The 17,906-nt window shown below is 65.1% G+C and carries 13 protein-coding genes; 3 read left to right on the top strand and 10 right to left on the bottom strand.

What is annotated here, in order from left to right:
• The first annotated feature begins 19 nt into the window (after positions 1-19).
• Positions 20-3,274: a VPS10 domain-containing protein gene (locus AC6UUM_RS15800; RefSeq protein WP_500803202.1), complete on the top strand. Its 3,255-nt coding sequence runs from the start codon at positions 20-22 to the stop codon at positions 3,272-3,274.
• Between the two features lie 12 nt (positions 3,275-3,286).
• Here the strand turns inward: AC6UUM_RS15800 and AC6UUM_RS15795 are convergent, their stop codons facing one another.
• From AC6UUM_RS15795 to AC6UUM_RS15780, 4 genes are all read right to left on the bottom strand, one after another.
• On the bottom strand, positions 3,287-4,714 hold the full coding sequence (locus tag AC6UUM_RS15795; RefSeq protein WP_500803201.1) for an amidase family protein: 1,428 nt from the start codon (positions 4,712-4,714) through the stop codon (positions 3,287-3,289).
• Positions 4,715-4,823: 109 nt separating this feature from the next.
• Positions 4,824-5,663 carry an alpha/beta hydrolase gene (locus tag AC6UUM_RS15790; RefSeq protein WP_500803200.1) on the bottom strand — a complete coding sequence of 280 codons (840 nt, stop codon included), beginning with the start codon at positions 5,661-5,663 and terminating at the stop codon, positions 4,824-4,826.
• A gap of 151 nt (positions 5,664-5,814) precedes the next feature.
• On the bottom strand, positions 5,815-8,457 hold the full coding sequence (locus tag AC6UUM_RS15785; protein WP_500803199.1) for a TonB-dependent receptor plug domain-containing protein: 2,643 nt from the start codon (positions 8,455-8,457) through the stop codon (positions 5,815-5,817).
• 337 nt (positions 8,458-8,794) lie between these two features.
• Positions 8,795-9,004 carry a hypothetical protein gene (locus AC6UUM_RS15780; RefSeq protein WP_500803198.1) on the bottom strand — a complete coding sequence of 70 codons (210 nt, stop codon included), beginning with the start codon at positions 9,002-9,004 and terminating at the stop codon, positions 8,795-8,797.
• A 331-nt stretch (positions 9,005-9,335) separates the two neighbouring features.
• Here AC6UUM_RS15780 and AC6UUM_RS15775 point away from each other — a divergent pair, with 331 nt between their 5' ends.
• Positions 9,336-9,509, top strand: coding sequence for a hypothetical protein (locus AC6UUM_RS15775; protein WP_500803197.1), 174 nt, complete (start codon positions 9,336-9,338; stop codon positions 9,507-9,509).
• A gap of 34 nt (positions 9,510-9,543) precedes the next feature.
• On the opposite strand, the gene ung is transcribed toward AC6UUM_RS15775, so the two are convergent.
• Both ung and AC6UUM_RS15765 read right to left on the bottom strand, forming a co-directional pair.
• On the bottom strand, positions 9,544-10,230 hold the full coding sequence (ung, locus tag AC6UUM_RS15770) for a uracil-DNA glycosylase (protein WP_500803196.1): 687 nt from the start codon (positions 10,228-10,230) through the stop codon (positions 9,544-9,546).
• Between the two features lie 49 nt (positions 10,231-10,279).
• Complete coding sequence (locus tag AC6UUM_RS15765; protein WP_500803195.1) at positions 10,280-10,819, bottom strand: cytochrome b; 540 nt, start codon at positions 10,817-10,819, stop codon at positions 10,280-10,282.
• Positions 10,820-10,959: 140 nt separating this feature from the next.
• On the opposite strand from AC6UUM_RS15765, the gene AC6UUM_RS15760 reads away from it, so the two are divergent.
• Entirely contained in the window at positions 10,960-11,253 is a 294-nt protein-coding gene (locus AC6UUM_RS15760; RefSeq protein WP_500803194.1) for an EthD family reductase, read from the top strand.
• 185 nt (positions 11,254-11,438) lie between these two features.
• On the opposite strand, the gene AC6UUM_RS15755 is transcribed toward AC6UUM_RS15760, so the two are convergent.
• The 4 genes from AC6UUM_RS15755 to AC6UUM_RS15740 are packed head-to-tail and all read right to left on the bottom strand — an operon-like array spanning position 11,439 to position 17,792.
• Complete coding sequence (locus AC6UUM_RS15755) at positions 11,439-13,496, bottom strand: TonB-dependent receptor plug domain-containing protein (RefSeq protein WP_500803193.1); 2,058 nt, start codon at positions 13,494-13,496, stop codon at positions 11,439-11,441.
• A 43-nt stretch (positions 13,497-13,539) separates the two neighbouring features.
• The gene (locus tag AC6UUM_RS15750; protein ID WP_500803192.1) at positions 13,540-14,988 is read right to left on the bottom strand and encodes a TolC family protein; all 1,449 of its coding nucleotides are present in this window, start codon (positions 14,986-14,988) and stop codon (positions 13,540-13,542) included.
• Positions 14,989-15,007: 19 nt separating this feature from the next.
• Positions 15,008-16,084: an efflux RND transporter periplasmic adaptor subunit gene (locus AC6UUM_RS15745; protein WP_500803191.1), complete on the bottom strand. Its 1,077-nt coding sequence runs from the start codon at positions 16,082-16,084 to the stop codon at positions 15,008-15,010.
• A complete protein-coding gene (locus AC6UUM_RS15740; RefSeq protein ID WP_500803190.1) occupies positions 16,074-17,792 on the bottom strand; it encodes an ABC transporter transmembrane domain-containing protein in 1,719 nt (572 codons plus the stop codon). Before AC6UUM_RS15740 ends, AC6UUM_RS15745 begins: the two co-directional genes overlap by 11 nt.
• Positions 17,793-17,906: the final 114 nt, after the last annotated feature.

The raw sequence follows: 17,906 nt of genomic DNA, 5'->3' as shown, positions 1-17,906 counted from the left end.
AAAGCTTGGGGGATATGGGATGCGGGCGATCTTACTGGCGGGTGTTGCGGCCGTGGCGGTGCTGGGCGCGGTTGTGGGGTCGGCGCAGCCGGCCAAGGTGCCGGTAGCGACTGGCGTGGAGGCCTATTTCGGCGGCCTCAAATGGCGCAACATCGGCCCGGCGCGCGGTGGGCGTTCGATTTCGGCGGTGGGCAGCGTGGCGCGGCCCAACGAATATTGGTTTGCCGCCACCGGCGGCGGCCTGTGGAAAAGCGTCGATGGCGGCACAAGCTGGCAGCCGATGACCGACGGCAAGGTGAACACTGCCGCCTTTGGCGGGGTCGCCGTGTGCGAAGCCAATCCCGATATTGTCTATGCCACCACCGGCGAATCCCAGCTGCGCGGCAATATCCTGCCGGGCAATGGCGTGTGGAAAACCAGCGACGGCGGCAAGAGCTGGGCCAAGATCGGTCTGGCCAATGTGCAGAATTTCAGCCGGGTGCGCATCCACCCCAAGCATTGCGACACGGTCTTCGTCGGCGGCTTTGGCCATTATGGCGCCGACAATGACGATCGCGGCGTGTTCCGCACGAAGGATGGCGGCAAGAGCTGGACGAAGTCGCTGTATCGCGACGCCAAGACCGGCGCGGTCGATATCAGCATCGATCCCGCCAACCCCGACATTGTCTATGCCGCGCTGTGGGAAGCCTGGCGCAAGCCGTGGGGCATGTCGAGCGGCGGGCCGGGCAGCGGCCTGTTCAAGAGCGCGGATGGCGGCGGCAGCTGGACCGAGATCAGCCGCGCACCGGGCCTGCCCAAAGACGGCCTGCTCGGCAAGATCGGCGTGAGCGTATCGCCGGCTGATCCCAATCGCGTTTACGCCATCATCGAGCATGAGGCGGCCGGCGGCGTCTATGCCAGCAACGATGGCGGCAAGACATGGGAAAAGCGCAACGAAAGCCGCGACCTGCGCCAGCGCGCCTTTTATTACACGCGCATCGTCGCCGATCCGAAGGACAAGGAACGCGTCTATGTGCTGAATGTCAATTTCCATCGGTCGGACGATGGCGGCAAGACATTTCCCAAGAAGATCAAGGTGCCGCACGGCGACAATCATGATCTGTGGATCGCCGCCGACAACAACAACCGCATGATCCAGACCAATGATGGCGGCGCCAACGTCAGCGTGAACGCCGGCACCAGCTGGACAAGGCAGGATTTTTCCACCGCGCAAATCTATCGCCTGGCGCTGACCGCGCATCAGCCGGCCTATGCCTGCGGCGGCCAGCAGGACAACAGCACCATCTGCGTGCCGGTGCGCGGCCACCGCAATGCGAATGTGCTGGGCGGCGCCTATGGCATTGCCGTGGGTGGCGGCGAAAGCGGCTATGTCGCGCCCGATCCGCGCAATCCGGATATCTTCTATGCCGGCAGCTATGGTGGCCTGCTTACCCGTTATGACCATGCGACCGGCCTCAGCCGCGTCATCAATGTGCTGCCCGACAATCCGATGGGCTATTCGGCGGGCGACATTGCCGAGCGGTTCCAGTGGACCTTCCCGATCGTGTTCGATCCCCATGAGCCCGGCACGCTCTATGTCACGTCGCAGCATGTGTGGCGCAGCCGCAACGAAGGCCAGAGCTGGGAAAAGATCAGCCCCGATCTGACCGCGCATGATCCGGCGACGCTGGGGCCGTCGGGCGGCCCGATCACCCGCGATCAGACCGGGGTGGAAACCTATGCCACCGTCTTCGCCCTGGCGCCGTCCAGGCGGGAAAAGGGCGTGATCTGGGCGGGCAGCGATGATGGCATGGTGCACATCACCCGCAATGGCGGCGCCAGCTGGGCCAACATCACCCCGCCGGCGATGCCGAAATTTGCCAAGATCACCACGGTGGAAGACAGCCCCCACAGCCCCGGCACGGCCTATGTGGTTGCGCACCGCTTCCTGATGGATGATTTTTCGCCCATCGGCTTCAAGACGACCGATTACGGCAAGAGCTGGACGCCGATCACCGCCGGGCTGCCGGCCGACGAGATGCTGCGTTCCATCCGCGAGGATCTGGCGCGCCCCGGCATGCTCTATCTCGGCACCGAACGCGGCGTGCGGGTGAGCTTTGATGGCGGCACCGCCTGGCACAAGTTGCAGGCCAATCTGCCCGATGTGGAGGTGGCCGATCTTGCCGTCTCCGGCCAGGATCTGGTGATCGCCACCCATGGCCGCGGTTTCTGGGTGATGGACAATGTCGGCCTGCTCCGTCAGGTCGATGCCGGCCTGACGCCAGCGACGCGGCTGTTTGCGCCGGCCCCGGCGCAGCGCGGGCTCGATCCCGGCGTGGCCATCGATTATCATCTGGCCGCAGCGCCCAAATCATTGGCCATCGAGATATTGGGCAGCGATGGCAGCCTGATCCAGCGCTTCGAAGGCAAGGCCGAAGCGCCGAAGCCGGAAGTGCCAAAGCCCGATCCGTTGAAACCCGATGGGCAGAAGCCGGAGGCCGCCAACGCCGGCGGCGCGGTCGCGGCCGGCGGTGACGACGACGAGGATGATGGCCCGCCGAAAACACCGACCGCCGCGATGAAGCCGGGCATGAACCGCTTCACCTGGAACATGCGCCACCCCGGCTACACCGTGTTTGACAGCATGATCTTCTGGGCCGCGTCCAACCGCGGTATCGCGGCCCTGCCCGGCGCCTATCGGGCGCGGCTGATCGTCGATGGCCAGGCGTTCGAGCAGAATTTCACCATCGGCGCCGACCCGCGGGTCAAGGTGACGCCAGCGGCCCTGAAGGCACGGTTCGACCTGGCCCGGCAGGTGACAACGCGGGTGAGCGACGCCAACAATGCCGTGCTGCTGGTGCGCGGCATCCGCGCCCAGGTGGATGCGATTGCCAAGGCCGGCAAGCCGGTGCCGGCGACGGTCTCGGCGCTGATGGCCCGGCTGTCGGCGATCGAGGCCGAAATCTACCAGGTGAAGATGCAAAGCCGGCAGGATCCGCTCAACTATCCGATCAAGCTGAACAACAAGTTGGCGGCGCTGATCGGCATCATCGAAAGCGCCGAGGCACCGCCAACGGACGGCACCCGCACCGTGTTTGCTGCGCTGTCGGCCCAGCTTGATGGGCAGTTGAAAGCACTGGAAGCCGCGCTGGCCGAAGGCTTGCCGGCAGCGAATGCGGCGCTGCAAACCGCCGGGATGACGCCGCTGGCCCGCAAGCCGCTGCCGCCGGGCGACAACAAGCCGGTGACCGGCGACGATGATGCGGAGGACGAGGACGAACAGAAGATGTGGTGAGGCGCGCCTGGCTCAGCCGCGCAGCACCGGCGCCGGCAGCGTTCCAAGCACCGCCTCCACCGCCATGCCGATCGCCAACAGCCGCCGGTCGTCACCGGCCGGGCCGTCGAGCTCGATGGCCACCGGCAGGCCGCCAGCCGTCAATCCGCACGGCAGCACCAGCGCCGGCAAGCCCAGGGTGCTGGCCGGGCTGATGTTGCGGGCGATGGCGGTGACAAATGGCACCGACCAGCTGCCGATATCGATATTGCTCTGGTCGCCCACTGGCGTCGCTGCCACCATCGTCGCCGGCAACAGCATGGCATCAATGCGATGATCGGCGAACCAGGCCGCCATCCCCTGTTGCAGCGCCGGGCGTGCGACGTCGCGGGCGGCAAGATAGAGATCATCACCGATGGCCGACGGTGCGCCGCGCAGCGCAACCTGGGCAAACACCTCGGCGACATCGGCGCTGACGCCGGCAAACATCGTCTCGAAATCGACCGGCGCGTCGGATTCGCTGAGGTAGCGTTCAAACGCCGGCACCACATCATGGGCCTGGATCGCCATGGCCACCGGGATGACCTGATCCAGCCCCGGCGCCGGCGCCTCGATGATCACCGCCCCCGCCGCCGCAAGCCGGGCCAGCGCTTGTTCGGTCAGCGCCGCCACCTCGGCGTCAAGGCCGGCGAAGAAGAAATCGCGATCGATGCCGATGCGCAGGCCCGCCAGCGTGGCCGGCGCGATGGGTGCCGCTTCGCCGCTCACCACCGCATCGAACAGCGCCAGATCGGCCACACAACGTGCGTGCGGCCCGATCTGATCGAACAAGGGCGTGATCGGCGCGGTGCCGTCGGTAGGGTAGCGGCCGGTTGTTGGGCGAAAGCCGGCGATGCCGCACAGCGCCGCCGGCACGCGGATGGAGCCTTGCGTATCCTCGGCCACGCCCAGCGGGGCCATCCGTGCCGCCACGGCCGCCGCCGTGCCGCCCGACGATCCGCCGGGGATGCGCGACGGGTCATAGGGGTTGCGCACTGGGCCAAACTCCAGATTGCTGCTGGTCCAGCCGAACGACAATTCGTGGATATTGGTCTTGCCCAGCACGATGGCACCGGCCGCCTTCAGCCGGGCGATGGTGGTGGCATCGCGCGCCGGAATCCAGCCGCGCAGCGCCCTGGTGCCCGCCGTCGTTTCGATGCCGGCGGTGTTGACGCTGTCCTTCACCGGAATCGGCAGGCCGTGCAGCGCGCCCAACACGCCGCCCGCCGCCCGATGCGCATCCGCCGCCCGCGCCGCGGTCCGCACCGCATCAGGATCGAGCGTGATGAACGCGTTCAGCGCAGCACCCGCCGCACAGCGCGCCAGCAGCGCCTCGGCATAATTCAACGCCGAAAAGTCGCCCGCCCGCATCGCCGCCACCGCCGCGCTTGCCGAAAGCTCGATCATGTCTGCGCTGTCCATGTGCATTCCCCCTGCCTGATGGACCTCCCTATCGCATCACGGGTGCGCGTGCGCGGCCTTATGCGAGGGGAGGCGGGGCGAGACAAGGCCGGTGTTGCCCGGCAATCCATCAGCGGGCGGGCAGGGCCTGCAACCAATCGTGGATGCGCGTGGCCAGCGCCAGCCGGGCATCCGACCAGCTGTGATCGGTGGCCTGATGCGCTTCGGTCACGCTGCCGCCGGCGGCGCGGGCGGCCGCGACGATCGGGTCGGTCAACGGCTTCAGCCCATCATCCGATGTCAGCACCAGCAGCGGCTGGCGGGCGAGGCCAGCGGCGCGCGGGCGCAGATCGAAACGGGCGGCGCTGGCGATCAGTTCATCGGCCTGGATGTCGGGCGATGTGCCGGCCAGCGCCTCGCTGTTGCCGGCCGCCTGTGCCACCACCCGCGCGCGCGGCTGGGTGCCGACCATCCCCATGTTGGCCGCCGAAATCAGTACGACTCCAGCCAGTGCGGTATCGTCGCTGCCGACCGTTGCCGCCACCCAGCCGCCCATGCTGTGCCCGGCCAGCACGATGCGGCGCGGATCGATGCCCAGTTTCGCCGCCACGTCGGGCGTGCGCAGATGCGCCAGCACGGCGCGGGCATCATCGGGATTCTGGGCGAAGCGGAAATTGCCAGGGCTGCCCCAGCTGCCGCGGTAATTGAAGGTGATGGCGTTCCACCCCGCCCGCCGCAACGCCTGTGCCAGATCGAGATTCTTCTCGTTGCCGGGCCAGCCGTGGCAGATGACAATGGTGGGATGCGGCCCCGGCCCGGCGGCGAGATAGGCGACGCCGTTGATCTCCACCCCGCCTGAAGCGATGTGCAGCACCTCCATCCGGGCGCGGGGCGACACAGTGGTCGGCGGATCGGTGAACAAGGGCGAAGGCTGCGCCAGTGCGCTGCCGGCCACGGTCAGCGCGGCCACGCACGCCCATATCCCTTGTCGCATCATCGCCTGCTCCCGCCTTGTCGGCCTGTCTGGCGCAACGCCCATCGCCTTGCAAGCCCGACAGAAAGAGGCCCTGCCACCCGTCGGCGGCAGGGCCATGCCCTTCATTCAGTGGTTCAGCCGGCGATCAATATTTGATGCGCACACGGGCATACCACAGGCCGCCGTTGATCCCGAACGGGCCGCCGCTGCTCGGATAGACCGAACCATCGTTGAGGCCGCCGGTCAGCGCATAGATCGGGCCGGCACCCGACGTGGGGCTGATCTTGTCCGGATAGGTGTTGAACAAGTTGCTGGCGCCAACCGACAGCGTGTAATGTTCCGCGATCGTGTAGCTGACGTCGATGTCCGTCGTGAACTTTGCACCGAAGGTCTGATCCGGGAAATCAACCGCGTTCTTCCAGGCGCCATAATAGCCTTCACGCAGGGTGATGGCCAGATCGTCCTTGCGCCAGGTGGCGGTGAAATTGGCGCGATGGTTGGGCGCCAACGCACCGATGGTGATCACCTGGCCAAGGCTGATGATGCTGGCATCACGGCGCGGCACGGTGGTCTTGTTGTAGCTGTAGGCCAGAGCCAGGTTGAGATTGCCGGCGAAGGCATCGCCCTTCCAGGTGCCGACCAGATCGACGCCGCGGGTGCGGGTGTCAAAGGCGTTGGTGAAATAATTCACCGCGCCGCCCAGACCCACCGCCGACAGCGCCGGCAGCGACACCAGGTTCGCCGCGGTCACGGTGAAATCCTGGGTGATGCCGATGCGGTTGGTCACCTTTATGCTGTAGATGTCGGCGGTCAGGTTGAAGGCGTCATTGGGCGTGAGCACGAAGCCGAGGCCCAGGTTGGTCGAACGTTCCGGCCGCAGCGACTTGGCGCCATAGAATTGCGCGATGGAACTGGTCACCGGATAGGTGCCGGCCTGCACCTGATCCCCGTTCACGAACTTGGTGGTCAGGATCTGCACATTGTTCTGCCCCGGCGACGGCGCGTGGAAACCGGTGCCGGCGGTGCCGCGGATGGCCAACACATCGTTCAGCTCCCAACGGAAGTTGCCCTTGGCGACAAAGGCGCCGCCGAACGTGTTGTAATGTTCATAACGGCCCATGGCACCAACGCTGAACGCATCGGTGATGTCGGTTTCGGCGCCGGCATAGACGGCGTAGCTCTTCTGGCTGTAGCTGCCCGATGCGGCCGGGCTGGTGCCGCCATAACCGCTGGCGCCGGTGGGCTTGGTCACCTGGCCTGATGCCACATAGGTGTTGTTGGGTTGCAACGTGAAAAGATTCTGCACGGCGAACGGCCCGGCCGCATAGGATTGCAGGTCACCCGGCGTCTGCGAATAGGTTTCGCTGCGATATTCGGCGCCGGCCGACAGGGTGATCGGGCTGGCGAGGCCGGCTTCGATCGGATAGGCCAGATCGAGGTTGAGGTTGGTTTCCTCCTGGATCAGCGAGCCTTGGTCAAACGATGTCTGCGATTGCGGACCGAAGGACGGGTTCAGCGACGCGTACATCGACAGATCGACCTGGTTCTTCGCCAGCGTGCCGGAAATGTCATAGGTGAAGCCGTTGTCGAACTTGCCCTTGATGCCGAGCACGCCGTATTTTTCTTCAACCTTGCCGATGAAGCGCGGCGTGAAGCCGGCCGGATAAAGGCTGGTGAAGTTGTAGACATTGCTGTTGTTGACAAAGCCACCGGCCGGGCAACCCAGCGGCGCGGCGTTGGCCGGGCAGGGCGTCAGATAGACCGGGGTCGCGAAAGCGGCGTTGGGGCTGAGCGAGTTGGTGCCGCCACCGACCGTGGCGAGATTGTTGGCACCGATCGGCGGGCGGTAGTTGAAGCTCTGATCCGCCTTGGAGCGGGCATAGTTGCCAATGAAATAGACCTTGGCTTGCGACGACAGCTCATAGGCCGAGTTCACGATGAACTTGTAGCCGTAACCGGGCGAGGTGCCCCAGATCTGCGCCGGACCCGGGAAGTTGGGGATCTGGCTGGCCAGGCTTGGGTTCTGGGCAGCAAAAACCGCAGCCGTGGGCCGGGTCACGCCGCGGCTGGTGCCGTTCTGGTCACTGTATTCGCCGGTCACGTTGATGAAGCCGCGGTCACCGAGCTTGACACCGGCATTGGCAGCAATCTGGTAGTTGCCGCCGTCGCCGCGATAATTCTGGCCATAATGGCCGATCACTTCAAACCCGGCATCTTCGCGCAGGCCATAGTTCATCACGCCGGCAATGGCGTCAGAACCATATTGCGCGGTGGCACCATCACGCAGCACTTGCAGGCTGCCGATGGCCAGCGACGGGATCGCCGAGATATCGGCACCCTGCGAACCGAACGAGAGGGCCGTATCACCGCCGGTAAACACCTGCACCAGCGCCGAACGGTTGTAGCGCTTGCCATTCAATTGAACCAGCACTTCATCGGCCGACAGGCCGCGCAGCGACGGGGCGCGCACGAAGGTGGAGGCATCGGCAATGGTGTTCTGGCCGACATAGAAAGACGGCACCAGCGCCCTGATGATGTCGAGCACGTTGGACGCCGGCTGCGTGGAAATTTCGGCCGCGCCAACGACGTCGATCGGCGAAGCGGAATCGAGGACCGAACGATCGGTACGGCGGGTGCCGGTGACGACGATGGTGGGGGCTTCATCAGCCGCTTCGGCCGCCGGGGCGGCAGCAGTCTGCGCCAGCGCGGGGCCCGCCAGCATCAGGCCGGTCAATGCGCTGCCGGCCAACAGCCGGCGCAGCGTGATTGTTGATGCAAAATTCGTCATCCATCGTCTCCCCTGGGTTCCAAAGCCCCGTGCCACGGCTGCCGACCCTGTCGGTGCACGACCGAAACTTTCGTCATGCGAATGTCATATGACAGCCCGGAGACACCGCTACCGCGCTGGCGCGGGCAAGCATTGTGACAAGAGAGTAATGAAGCTGCGCTGCAGCAATTGGCTGAGGCGGTGTGTTGAAACTGCATCGGTTTATGACGAAAAATCAATCTTGTGCCCGAGTCGTAGGCAGGGCCGATCGGTCAAGCCAGCCCGAGGTCGCGCTCCAGTTCGGCCAGTTCGACCGTTTCGACGATTTGCCCGCGACCCAGACTGGCGGTACGGATGATCACCTTGGGGCGCAGCGCGCCACGGTCTCGAAGCCTTCGGCCGGCAACAGCGATGCCAGCCCCTCCAACATGATCGGGTGGTCATCGGCCAGCAGCGTCGGCAACGCGAGCATCGGCCGGCCGAGTGCGTTGATGCGATCGGCACGATTGATGACGTTCTGCTTCAACTCGCGATGGCCAGCATCGGCCGGGCTTTGGTCCCGATCCAAATTGCAATGCTGCGTGCATCGCTTGTTGCCGCCGCGGCCCGGCGGCAGGACCTGCGCAAACGGGGCTTGATTAACTAATTCAACATATATATGAAGAAACGCAATCGGTAACTGGAGGAACCACCGATCGCGGGATTTGACATAATGTTACAATGCCGGCGCGTTTGAGACCGTACGGCCTGTTTGAAATTTCACGAAACCGAAATCAGGCGCGGAACGCCCATGGTTATGGAGCGGCCATGTGGAACCCACGCATGTTCGCATCCATCGCCATTTGGCTGCCGCCGTCTGATTTGCCCAACCCGTTCACAGCCCACACAGGACATTGATCATGACACGCTTCCGCTTTTTCACGCTCGACTCAACCGGCCGGATCGATCGCGGTCTCGAACGTGAGTACCAGAACGTGGCCGATGCCATTCAGTTTGCCAGACGGCTGACCCAAGCCGACTGCGTCGAGGTGTGGCAAGAGCGCAAGATGATCACCAAATTGTTCCCGCACTGACCGCCCGAGCGGACAGGATGACGTGGCAGGCGCGTCAAACGGCCGGCAGGGCCCAATCGATCGGCGGCAGGCCTTGCGATACCAGCCAGTAATTGGTGCGCGAAAAATGCCGGCAGCCGAAAAAGCCACTATAAGCTGATAGCGGCGACGGGTGCGGTGCCTTCAACACCAGTTGGCGATTGCCGTCCACAAAGCTTGCCTTTTTCTGGGCATGGCCGCCCCACAGCAGGAAGGCGCACGGACGCGCGCGCGCCACCACCAGCCGGATGACCGCATCGGTGAAGCCTTCCCAGCCACGGCCCTGGTGGCTGGCGGCCTGGCCCTGCTCGACCGTCAGGCAGCTATTGAGCAGCAACACACCCTGCCGCGCCCAATGTTCGAGGAAGCCGTGCCGGGCCGGGGCAAGGCCGAGATCGGTCTGCAATTCCTTGTAGATATTCACCAGGCTCGGCGGCACGCGCACGCCGGGCCGCACGCTGAAGGCCAGGCCATGCGCCTGGCCGGGGCCATGATACGGGTCCTGCCCCAAAATCACCACGCGCACCTGATCCAGCGGCGTCAGATCGAGCGCGCGGAACCATTCGCTGCCCTTGGGGAAGATCGTCTTGCCGGCCGCGCGTTCGGCCAACAGGAATGACTTCAACGCCGCCATCTGCGGCGAGGCGAACTGATCGGCCAGCGGCGCGCGCCAGCTTTCATGCAAGTTCACGGCTTCGGCCATGCCCCTTGATGGCGGGCTTGGGCCGTGCCAGTCAAGCGCGGCGCGGGGATCAAGCGCTGCGCGGGCGGCCGATACCCATGCGCGGCAGCAGATTGTCGCGATCCAGCACCATATGCTTGATGATGCCGGCAATGTGCAGCGCGATCAGCGCCAGCATCGTCCAGCCCAATATCTCGTGGGCTTCGTGGAAGCTTTCGGCCACCGCCTTGCTCACGCCGAATTTTGGCACGTCGAACAGGCCGAACCAGCTTTGGCCGCGCGCATTGCGATCGGCCATGATCCAGCCCGACAACGGCAGCGCCAGCATTGCAGCGTAGAAGCCGAGATGCGCCGCCTTGGCCAGCACGCGCTCGCCGCTGGTGAAATAGCCGGGCAGGGCCGGCGGCTTGTGGGTCAGCCGCCAGCCGATACGTACCAGCGTCAGCGCCAGGATGGTCAAGCCGAAGCTTTTGTGCAGGTTCATCACGAACAGGCGCTGGCCGCCTTCGCTGGGCACGAAATCATGCAGCAGGCCGCCGGCCAGGTTGCCGATGATCATTACCGCCATCAGCCAGTGCAATGTGATGGCGACCTTGCTGTATCGGCTCATGGCGTGTCTCCTGCGCATCCATCGTTATGGGCTAGGCTTATGGCGCACCGCTGTCGATACGGGCTTTTTCCCTCCCCATATCGACAAGTCCGCGTATTTCCCCCGCTGCTATGCTGGGTTGGTTGAACAGGGGAATGATCATGGCAACTTTGGTGGTGACCTATCCGGCGCAGCCCGATGCGACATTTGACCGGGAATATTATGTCAACGTGCATCTGCCGCTGGCGGCCAAGCATTTCGGCGCGGCGGGCATGACCGGCAGCCAGGCGCTGTTTCCGCTGGCGCCTGATGCGCCCACGCTGTGTGTCGGCCTGCTCAGCTTCACCGATGCCGCCGCACTGGGCGCCGCCATGCAGGCTGCTGGCGCCGGCGAGGTGATGGCCGATATCGCCAACTTCACCAATGTGCAGCCGACCGCGGTGGCGATGGCCTAGAGCGCTTTCCGACCAACTTGGATCAACGTCATCGCCGTTCCGGCGACCCCTCCGGGGCGGGGCGATTTTGGTCCAAGGCTGCGTCCCTCGTCGATTACGATGCACAAGGCATCGCGCCCTCCTCACTTCTTGCCTTGAACCAAAATCGGCACCGTGCCGATGACCCAAGTTGATCGGAAAGCGCTCTAGAAATTCAGCCGCGCACCCACCCAGATGGTGCGCGGCAAGGCCTGTTCGATCACGCCCGTGCCCGAAAGCGCGGCCTGCACCTCGGCATCGAACAGATTTTCCACCCGGCCTTCGATGGCGATGCCCTTGACCAGCGGCACCACCAGCAGCGCATCGACCATGGTCGCCGCGCCCAAGACCCGCGCGTTCTGATCATCTTCGAACTGGCTGGCGATGTGGCGCAGCGTGGCCGAGGCGGTGAACAGCTTGCCCGTATAATCCGCCGTGCCCGAAAACTGGTCGCGCGGGGTCTGCGCCGGGGCGAGGCCATTCAGTGGGGCGGCGGCACCGCTGGCCTGGATCACGGGATCGACATGGCTCCAGCTTGCGGTAAGGCCAAAGGGCCCACGCCGCAGCCGCGCATCGACTTCCCAGCCCCACACCTCCAGTGCATCCAGATTCTGGCGCTGGCGGAAGAAGCCGCCGGCCGCGACAAAGCCGACGCCGGTGAAATTGCCCGGACCGGTGCCCACGGTCACATTGGCGATGGTGTCGTCCATGCGATTCCAGAACCCGGTGATGCCGATTTCCACACCCCGCGCCGGCTTCAGAGTCAGGCCGGCATCGACGCCGGTGATGCGTTCCGGGCGGAGCAGTGCGTTGGCGGCGGTGGCGTCCGGGCCAACGCGGAACGGGCGATACAGCTCGTTCAGGGTCGGCAGCCGCCAACCGCGATAGGCGGCGCTGCGCAGCGTCAGCCAGTCGGCGGCAGCCACGGCCACGCCGGCGCGTCCGGTCAATTCCTCGCCGGATCGGTCAGCAAAGCGCAGGGTGGTGAAAGGCGCGCCGGTGGCGATGGTGGTTTCCAGCAGCCGGCCATCCTTGATCGTCCACCAATCCAGCCGCCCGGCCAGCGTCAGCGTGACGATGCCGGCGGCAATGCTGCCATCGGCAAAAACGCCGCTGGTGGTGCTGCGCCCGCCGGCTTCGCGCTGGCGGGTGGGGGCGGCGTTCACATAGGTGAACAGCTCCATGGTCTGGCCGGTCAAGGCCCGCGTGTCGGCGCCCAACCGCAGCGTGATATTGTCGCCCAGCGGTGGGGCCAGTTCCAGCCGCCCGCCCCAGCCGGTGGCCGGCGTGTCGTACTGCGCCAGGCTTTGCGTGGCGGCGGTGCGGGTGGCGTTCACCGCGGCAAAATCCGAGGTGAAATTGCGCGTCTGCACATAGGCCAGCGCTTGCCAGCCCCATCGGCCACGCCCGACCAGGCGCAGCGCGGCATCGGCGCCTTCGGATGTGTTGCGCGAAAACTGGGTGCCGCGTTCGCGGCTGTCGGTAAACGCCGTGGCGGTCACCTGCGCTTCGGTATCGGGCGCGATGCCGATCACGACGCGCAAATTTGCGCTGGCCTGTTCATAGGGTGCGGCGCGATCAGCGGCCCCGCGGCTGCGCGCCACGATGGGCACGAAGCCATCGCCGCGGCCATAGGCGGCTGACAGCGTGGCAAACCCGCCCTCACGCTTCAAGCCCAACGATCCTTGCGCATCCAGGCTGTTGCGGCTGCCATAGGCGATGCCGCCGGTGAACGGCGTCAGCGCGGCGCCGCCCACCGATTCCAGCTCGATGGTGCCGGCCAGGGCGCCCGGGCCCCAATATCCCGATCCACCGCCGCGCGTCACCCGGATGCGGTCCAGCCGCCCGGTGGCATAGGCCGGAAACGCCACCCAGCCGCCGAACGGATCGGCCTGCGGCACACCATCCAGCACCAGCAGCGCGCGCGACGAGGCATTGCCGCCCAGCCCGCGCAAGGTGATGCCTTGGCTGGTGGCGTTGGCGGATCGGCTGTCGGACCGGCGGAACTGCTGCTGCCCGGCGATATCGGCCAACACCGACTCCAGCCGGTTGGACCCGCTGTTCAGGATGCGATCACGATCGATGACCACCAGCGACAGCGCAGCATCGCCGGGCAAATCCTTCAGGCCCTTGCCGGTGACGGTGATCAGCGCGTCTTCGGTCTGCGCGGCGGCGGTGGTGGCTGCACACAGCAGCAGGGCGGCGAGGAGGGAGCGGTGCATCATATGCGCCCCTTAACAAACAAGGGGGTCCGCGCAAGCCGGAGCGTCAATCGAGCCCGAGCAGCTTCAGATCGGCCGTCGCCGCGGCCAGATCGGCATGGGCAACAATTTGGCGGAACGCCGCATCCAGCCGGCGCACCTGCGCATCGGCCGCAGCCTCCTCGCGGATATTGACCAGGAAGAAATCCGATGCCCCTTCCTGAAAGCGCCGGCGTTCGGCATTGGCCATCAACCCGGCGCGATCCTGTTCATCGATGGCGATGCCGAGCAGCCGCCGCGATTGCCGCGCCGCGATCGACAGGTTCATGATTTCAGTGCGAATCTGGTCTTCCATCAGGCGGCGGCGCTGCGCAAAGCCTTCCAGATCGGCATTGGTCTGGCCCAGCCGGCCGCGCGCATTGCGCTGTTGCAGCGGCACCGACAGCGCGATGCCGACCTTGCTTTCCAGCCCAGTATAGTTGCGTGCGCCCATGCCGGCATCGCCGACATACTGATTCACTTCGGCCTTCACATCCAGCTTGGGCAGGAAATAATTGCGGTCCAGCGCCAGCTTGGTGCGCGCCTGCGCGATGCGCACATCCACCACGCGCAGATCGGGGCGATTTTCCAGCGCCGCCATCACATCATCGGCCAGCGGCAGTGGTGCGCCCAGCCGCGGCGGCAGCCGTTCCGGCCCCGGCACCACCGGGTTGCCATCATTGTCGCGCCAGAACAGCGACAGGGCAACCGCCGCCTGCTCCAGCGCCTGTTCGGCCTGCACCACCAGAGTCTGGCGGCGCAGGATATTCTGTTCATTCTCGGTCAGCAGGATCGCCGGGCGCAGGCCTTCGGCCACCTGCCGCTTGAAGCCGGCCTGGCGATCGAGCGCCAGTTGCAGCAGCCCCTTGTACACCGCCACCCGTTGGCCGGCGATCACCCAGTTGTTCCACGTGGCAATGGCGCGGGCCTGCACGCCGATCGCCACCATCAACCGATCGGTATCGGCCAGCACGGCGTCACCGGTCGCGATGGCGCGGTTGAAGCGCCGTTCATCAATGTCACGATCCCGCAGCAGCGAAAACAGTGTGCCCGCCGTCAGCCGCCCGGCGCGCGCGGTGAACTCATTGGCCTGATAGGTGGGGAAATCGCCGCGCGAAATATCATAACCGGCATAGACATTGCCACCATTGGTCGCGAGCGGCTGGTACACCCGCACCCCGGCGTTCGAGCCGTCATAATAGCCGGTGGGCCGGATATCGACATTGGCGCTGAACAATGTGTCGAACGCGCCCTCGGTCGACAGCAATTTGGCCTCCGCACCGCGCACCTTGGCCAGCGCCTCCAGCACCTGCGGCGCGTGAAAGCGCGACGCGGCCAGCACGTCATTCAGGCCAAGCGGCGTGGCGGCGGCGGGCAGCGGCTGGGCGGCGGCGCGCGCGTCTGCCTCCAGCGCCCGGCGGCCCGGCGCGTCCGGTGCCGGTTGCGCCGCGGCAATTCCCGGCAGCAGCGACGCCAACAGCATGAGCAGCCGCAGTTTACTTGGCAGCGGCATTGGCACCCTTGGCCTCAGGCGCTTCGCCGTTCACCGCCGGGGATGCGCCGGGGCGGGTGAATTGCAACGGGAAATCATTCAGCACCCGCCACAGTTCGAACCAGATCGGGACGGTGTTCATCTGCACCCAGCCGCGCACCTTGGCGCCCAGCCGCACCGATCGTTCATCGGGCCACGCATCGCGATCCGGGCTCTGCGCCACCAGGATGCGGAACAGGCCATTGGCCGAGGCATTCTGGTCCATCGCTGCGACCTGGCCATCGAAAAAACCCTTGGCCACCGATGGCCAGCCGGAAAACTGGATCGCCGGCCAGCCTTCGAATTCCAGCCGCACCCGCCGGCCGACGGTGATCAGCGGCACATCGCGGCCATCGACATACAGCTCCACCACCCGGCGCGAATGTTCGGGCACGAAGGTCGCCAGCACATCGCCCTGCTTGACGATGGTGGCGGTGTCGATGCTGGTCACCCGCATGATGCGGCCATCGCGCGGCGCCAATATTGTCTGTTCGGATTGGCGGCGCAGATTGGAATCGATCTTGTTGATCTCGGCGCGCGACGACGCCAGTTTGGCGGCATAATCCGCCACCTTGATCTGCGCCAATTCCATCTCGCGCCGCGCCGCCAGGCCTTCGGCATAAAGCGTGCGCATGCGCACCACATCGCGCTGCGCCGTCGCCATGGCCGCACTGGTCGCCGCCATTTCGGCGATCTTTTGCTCGCGCTCGGCGCGCAGCCGCACCAGATAATCGGGATCGATATCGATCACCCGCGCGATCGGTTCGCCGGCCTTCACACGGGCGCCATCGGTCACATACCAGCGCGACAGCCGGCCCGGCACCAGCGCGGTGATATTCTGCTGGCGGTCGCGCGGATCGAAGGCGATCACCTGGCCCGATCCTTGCGCGGTCTGAACCCAGGGCACCAGCGTGATCACCAGCAGCACGATCACGATCGTCGTCACCAGGATGCGGGCAAACAACTGCATCACCGGCGGCGGGTTGAGGCCGCGCAGCGTCGGGAAATGGCCGTCGGGCAGCTTGACCTTCTCAGTCGCCATCTTCGGTCTCCCGGCCGGCGCTGCCCCGGATGGCATCAAATTCGCTGCGCCGCCGGCTGATCACCTGGGCGTCGAGCCCCAGCCAGAGATAGCCATCGAGCACCAGATCTTCGGGTCGGTTGCTGAAATAGAGGATGGTGGTGGTGGTAGTCCGGAAATGCTCGATCACCGCCTTCAACCGCAACCTCGACACGGTGTCGCACAAGGGCGACAGCACCAGGATGCGCGGCTCCGACAGGATCGCTGCCGCCAGTTTCAACTGCATCATCTTGGCGGTCGTGAACGGCGCACCGGTGGTGGACAATTTCGTGTGGATGCCTTCGGGCAGCAGCGCCAGCCGGTCTTCCAGGCCGACCAGCCGCAGCGCCGCCATCTGGTCGCTGGCATTCTTGGCCGGATTGGCCAACCGCAGATAATCGGCAATGGTCGATTCGACGATGGTGGCGCGGTCGAGCACGATGATGTCGGACCGCAAGCTCAAGGGGTCCATCAGCGCGATATCCACGCCGCCCAAGGTGATCAGCCCGGATTCCGGCTGCTCCAGCCGCTTGAGCAGCTCGGCGAATTCGCGCTCCATACCCGGCACGCCCTGACACACCAGTTGGCTGCTCTGCGGAATCTCCAGATTCAATTCGGCCGGCCCGGCCGGCAGGCTGAACCGCACCCGGCTCATGCCCAGCGCGCCGCCCACAGGCGCCGAAAGATTGGCCAGCGCCGGTGGCTCCTGCTTCAGGCCATAGAGCAGCGACAACTCTTCAATCGACGCGACCAGATCATACCAGTCATCCAGATAGGAATAGAGGCTGTTCATGCCGGCAAACACGCCCGACAGGATCAGTTCGGCCGCCACCAGTTGCCCGATCGACAATTGTTCCTGGATGACCAGCCAGCCGCCCAGCGCCAACAGGCCGGCACTGGCCAACGCATACAGGAAATAAAGCGCAATCGTCTGTGGGAACTGATAGCTGAAATGCCCGGCATGGGCCTTCACATAGCTGGCGGTGACCTGCTCGGCCTTGTTCAGCGCATAATCGATGTGGCGCGCGGATTTGTAGAAGCCGTTGGACGCGCCGACGGTTTCGAGGAACTGCGCCGCGTTATATTTCTCATGGCTCAGCACGATCGAGGTTTTCATCGCGCCGCGCGCCCAGATCGCCCACACCATATAAAGCAGGCCGATCAGCACCAGATTGAACGCCAGGAAAAACGGGTGGTAAAAGGCCGTGACGACGAAGCCGACGATCATCGCCAGGAGGATGGTGAAGCCACCGATCAACAGCGACGGCACCGATTTCTGCATGTTGACCAGTTCAAAATAGCGGTTGAACAGATCGATGCGCCGATCATCCTGAAAAAAGGGATCGGCGGCATTGATCGCCCGCATGGTCACATCGGCCACCAGCCGCGCCATGAAGCGCCGGCGGTACATTTCCATCAGATGGATGCGCAGCACGCTGAGCAGGCCCGATATGATCAGCAAGCCAAACAACAGCGCAGCCAGCGTGAACAGCGGCACCGGCAGCGCGGTGTTGGCCAGGCTGTTGATCAGCAGCTGCACCGAAATCGGCACGGCCAGGCCCAGCAAGGAAATGCCGATGCCATAGATGATCGCCAGCCAGAAATAATTTTTCTCCGGCCACAGGACCACCTTCAACCAGCGGTACACCAACCGGTTGAGGTCCATCTGGGCAAGATCGGTGGCAGCCATGCGTCTCCTGTCGCCGAATCCGGTCGATACAAGGGCGATGTAGGGGGCAACCCCCCACTTTGCCAAGGGTTGGCCTCAAAAAAGATTACACGGATGTAATGGGGCTGTAACGAA

The sequence above is a fragment of the Sandarakinorhabdus sp. genome (assembly GCF_987265915.1).
This window is presented reverse-complemented; position numbering and strand designations above follow the sequence as displayed.

Excerpts from the sequence above, each read along its gene's own strand:
- AC6UUM_RS15800 (WP_500803202.1), top strand. The coding sequence starts at position 20 with ATGCGGGCGATCTTACTGGCGGGTGTTGCGGCCGTGGCGGTGCTGGGC.
- AC6UUM_RS15795 (WP_500803201.1), bottom strand. The coding sequence starts at position 4,714 with ATGGACAGCGCAGACATGATCGAGCTTTCGGCAAGCGCGGCGGTGGCG.
- AC6UUM_RS15785 (WP_500803199.1), bottom strand. The coding sequence starts at position 8,457 with ATGACGAATTTTGCATCAACAATCACGCTGCGCCGGCTGTTGGCCGGC.
- AC6UUM_RS15775 (WP_500803197.1), top strand. The coding sequence starts at position 9,336 with ATGACACGCTTCCGCTTTTTCACGCTCGACTCAACCGGCCGGATCGAT.
- ung (WP_500803196.1), bottom strand. The coding sequence starts at position 10,230 with ATGGCCGAAGCCGTGAACTTGCATGAAAGCTGGCGCGCGCCGCTGGCC.
- AC6UUM_RS15765 (WP_500803195.1), bottom strand. The coding sequence starts at position 10,819 with ATGAGCCGATACAGCAAGGTCGCCATCACATTGCACTGGCTGATGGCG.
- AC6UUM_RS15760 (WP_500803194.1), top strand. The coding sequence starts at position 10,960 with ATGGCAACTTTGGTGGTGACCTATCCGGCGCAGCCCGATGCGACATTT.
- AC6UUM_RS15755 (WP_500803193.1), bottom strand. The coding sequence starts at position 13,496 with ATGATGCACCGCTCCCTCCTCGCCGCCCTGCTGCTGTGTGCAGCCACC.
- AC6UUM_RS15745 (WP_500803191.1), bottom strand. The coding sequence starts at position 16,084 with ATGGCGACTGAGAAGGTCAAGCTGCCCGACGGCCATTTCCCGACGCTG.
- AC6UUM_RS15740 (WP_500803190.1), bottom strand. The coding sequence starts at position 17,792 with ATGGCTGCCACCGATCTTGCCCAGATGGACCTCAACCGGTTGGTGTAC.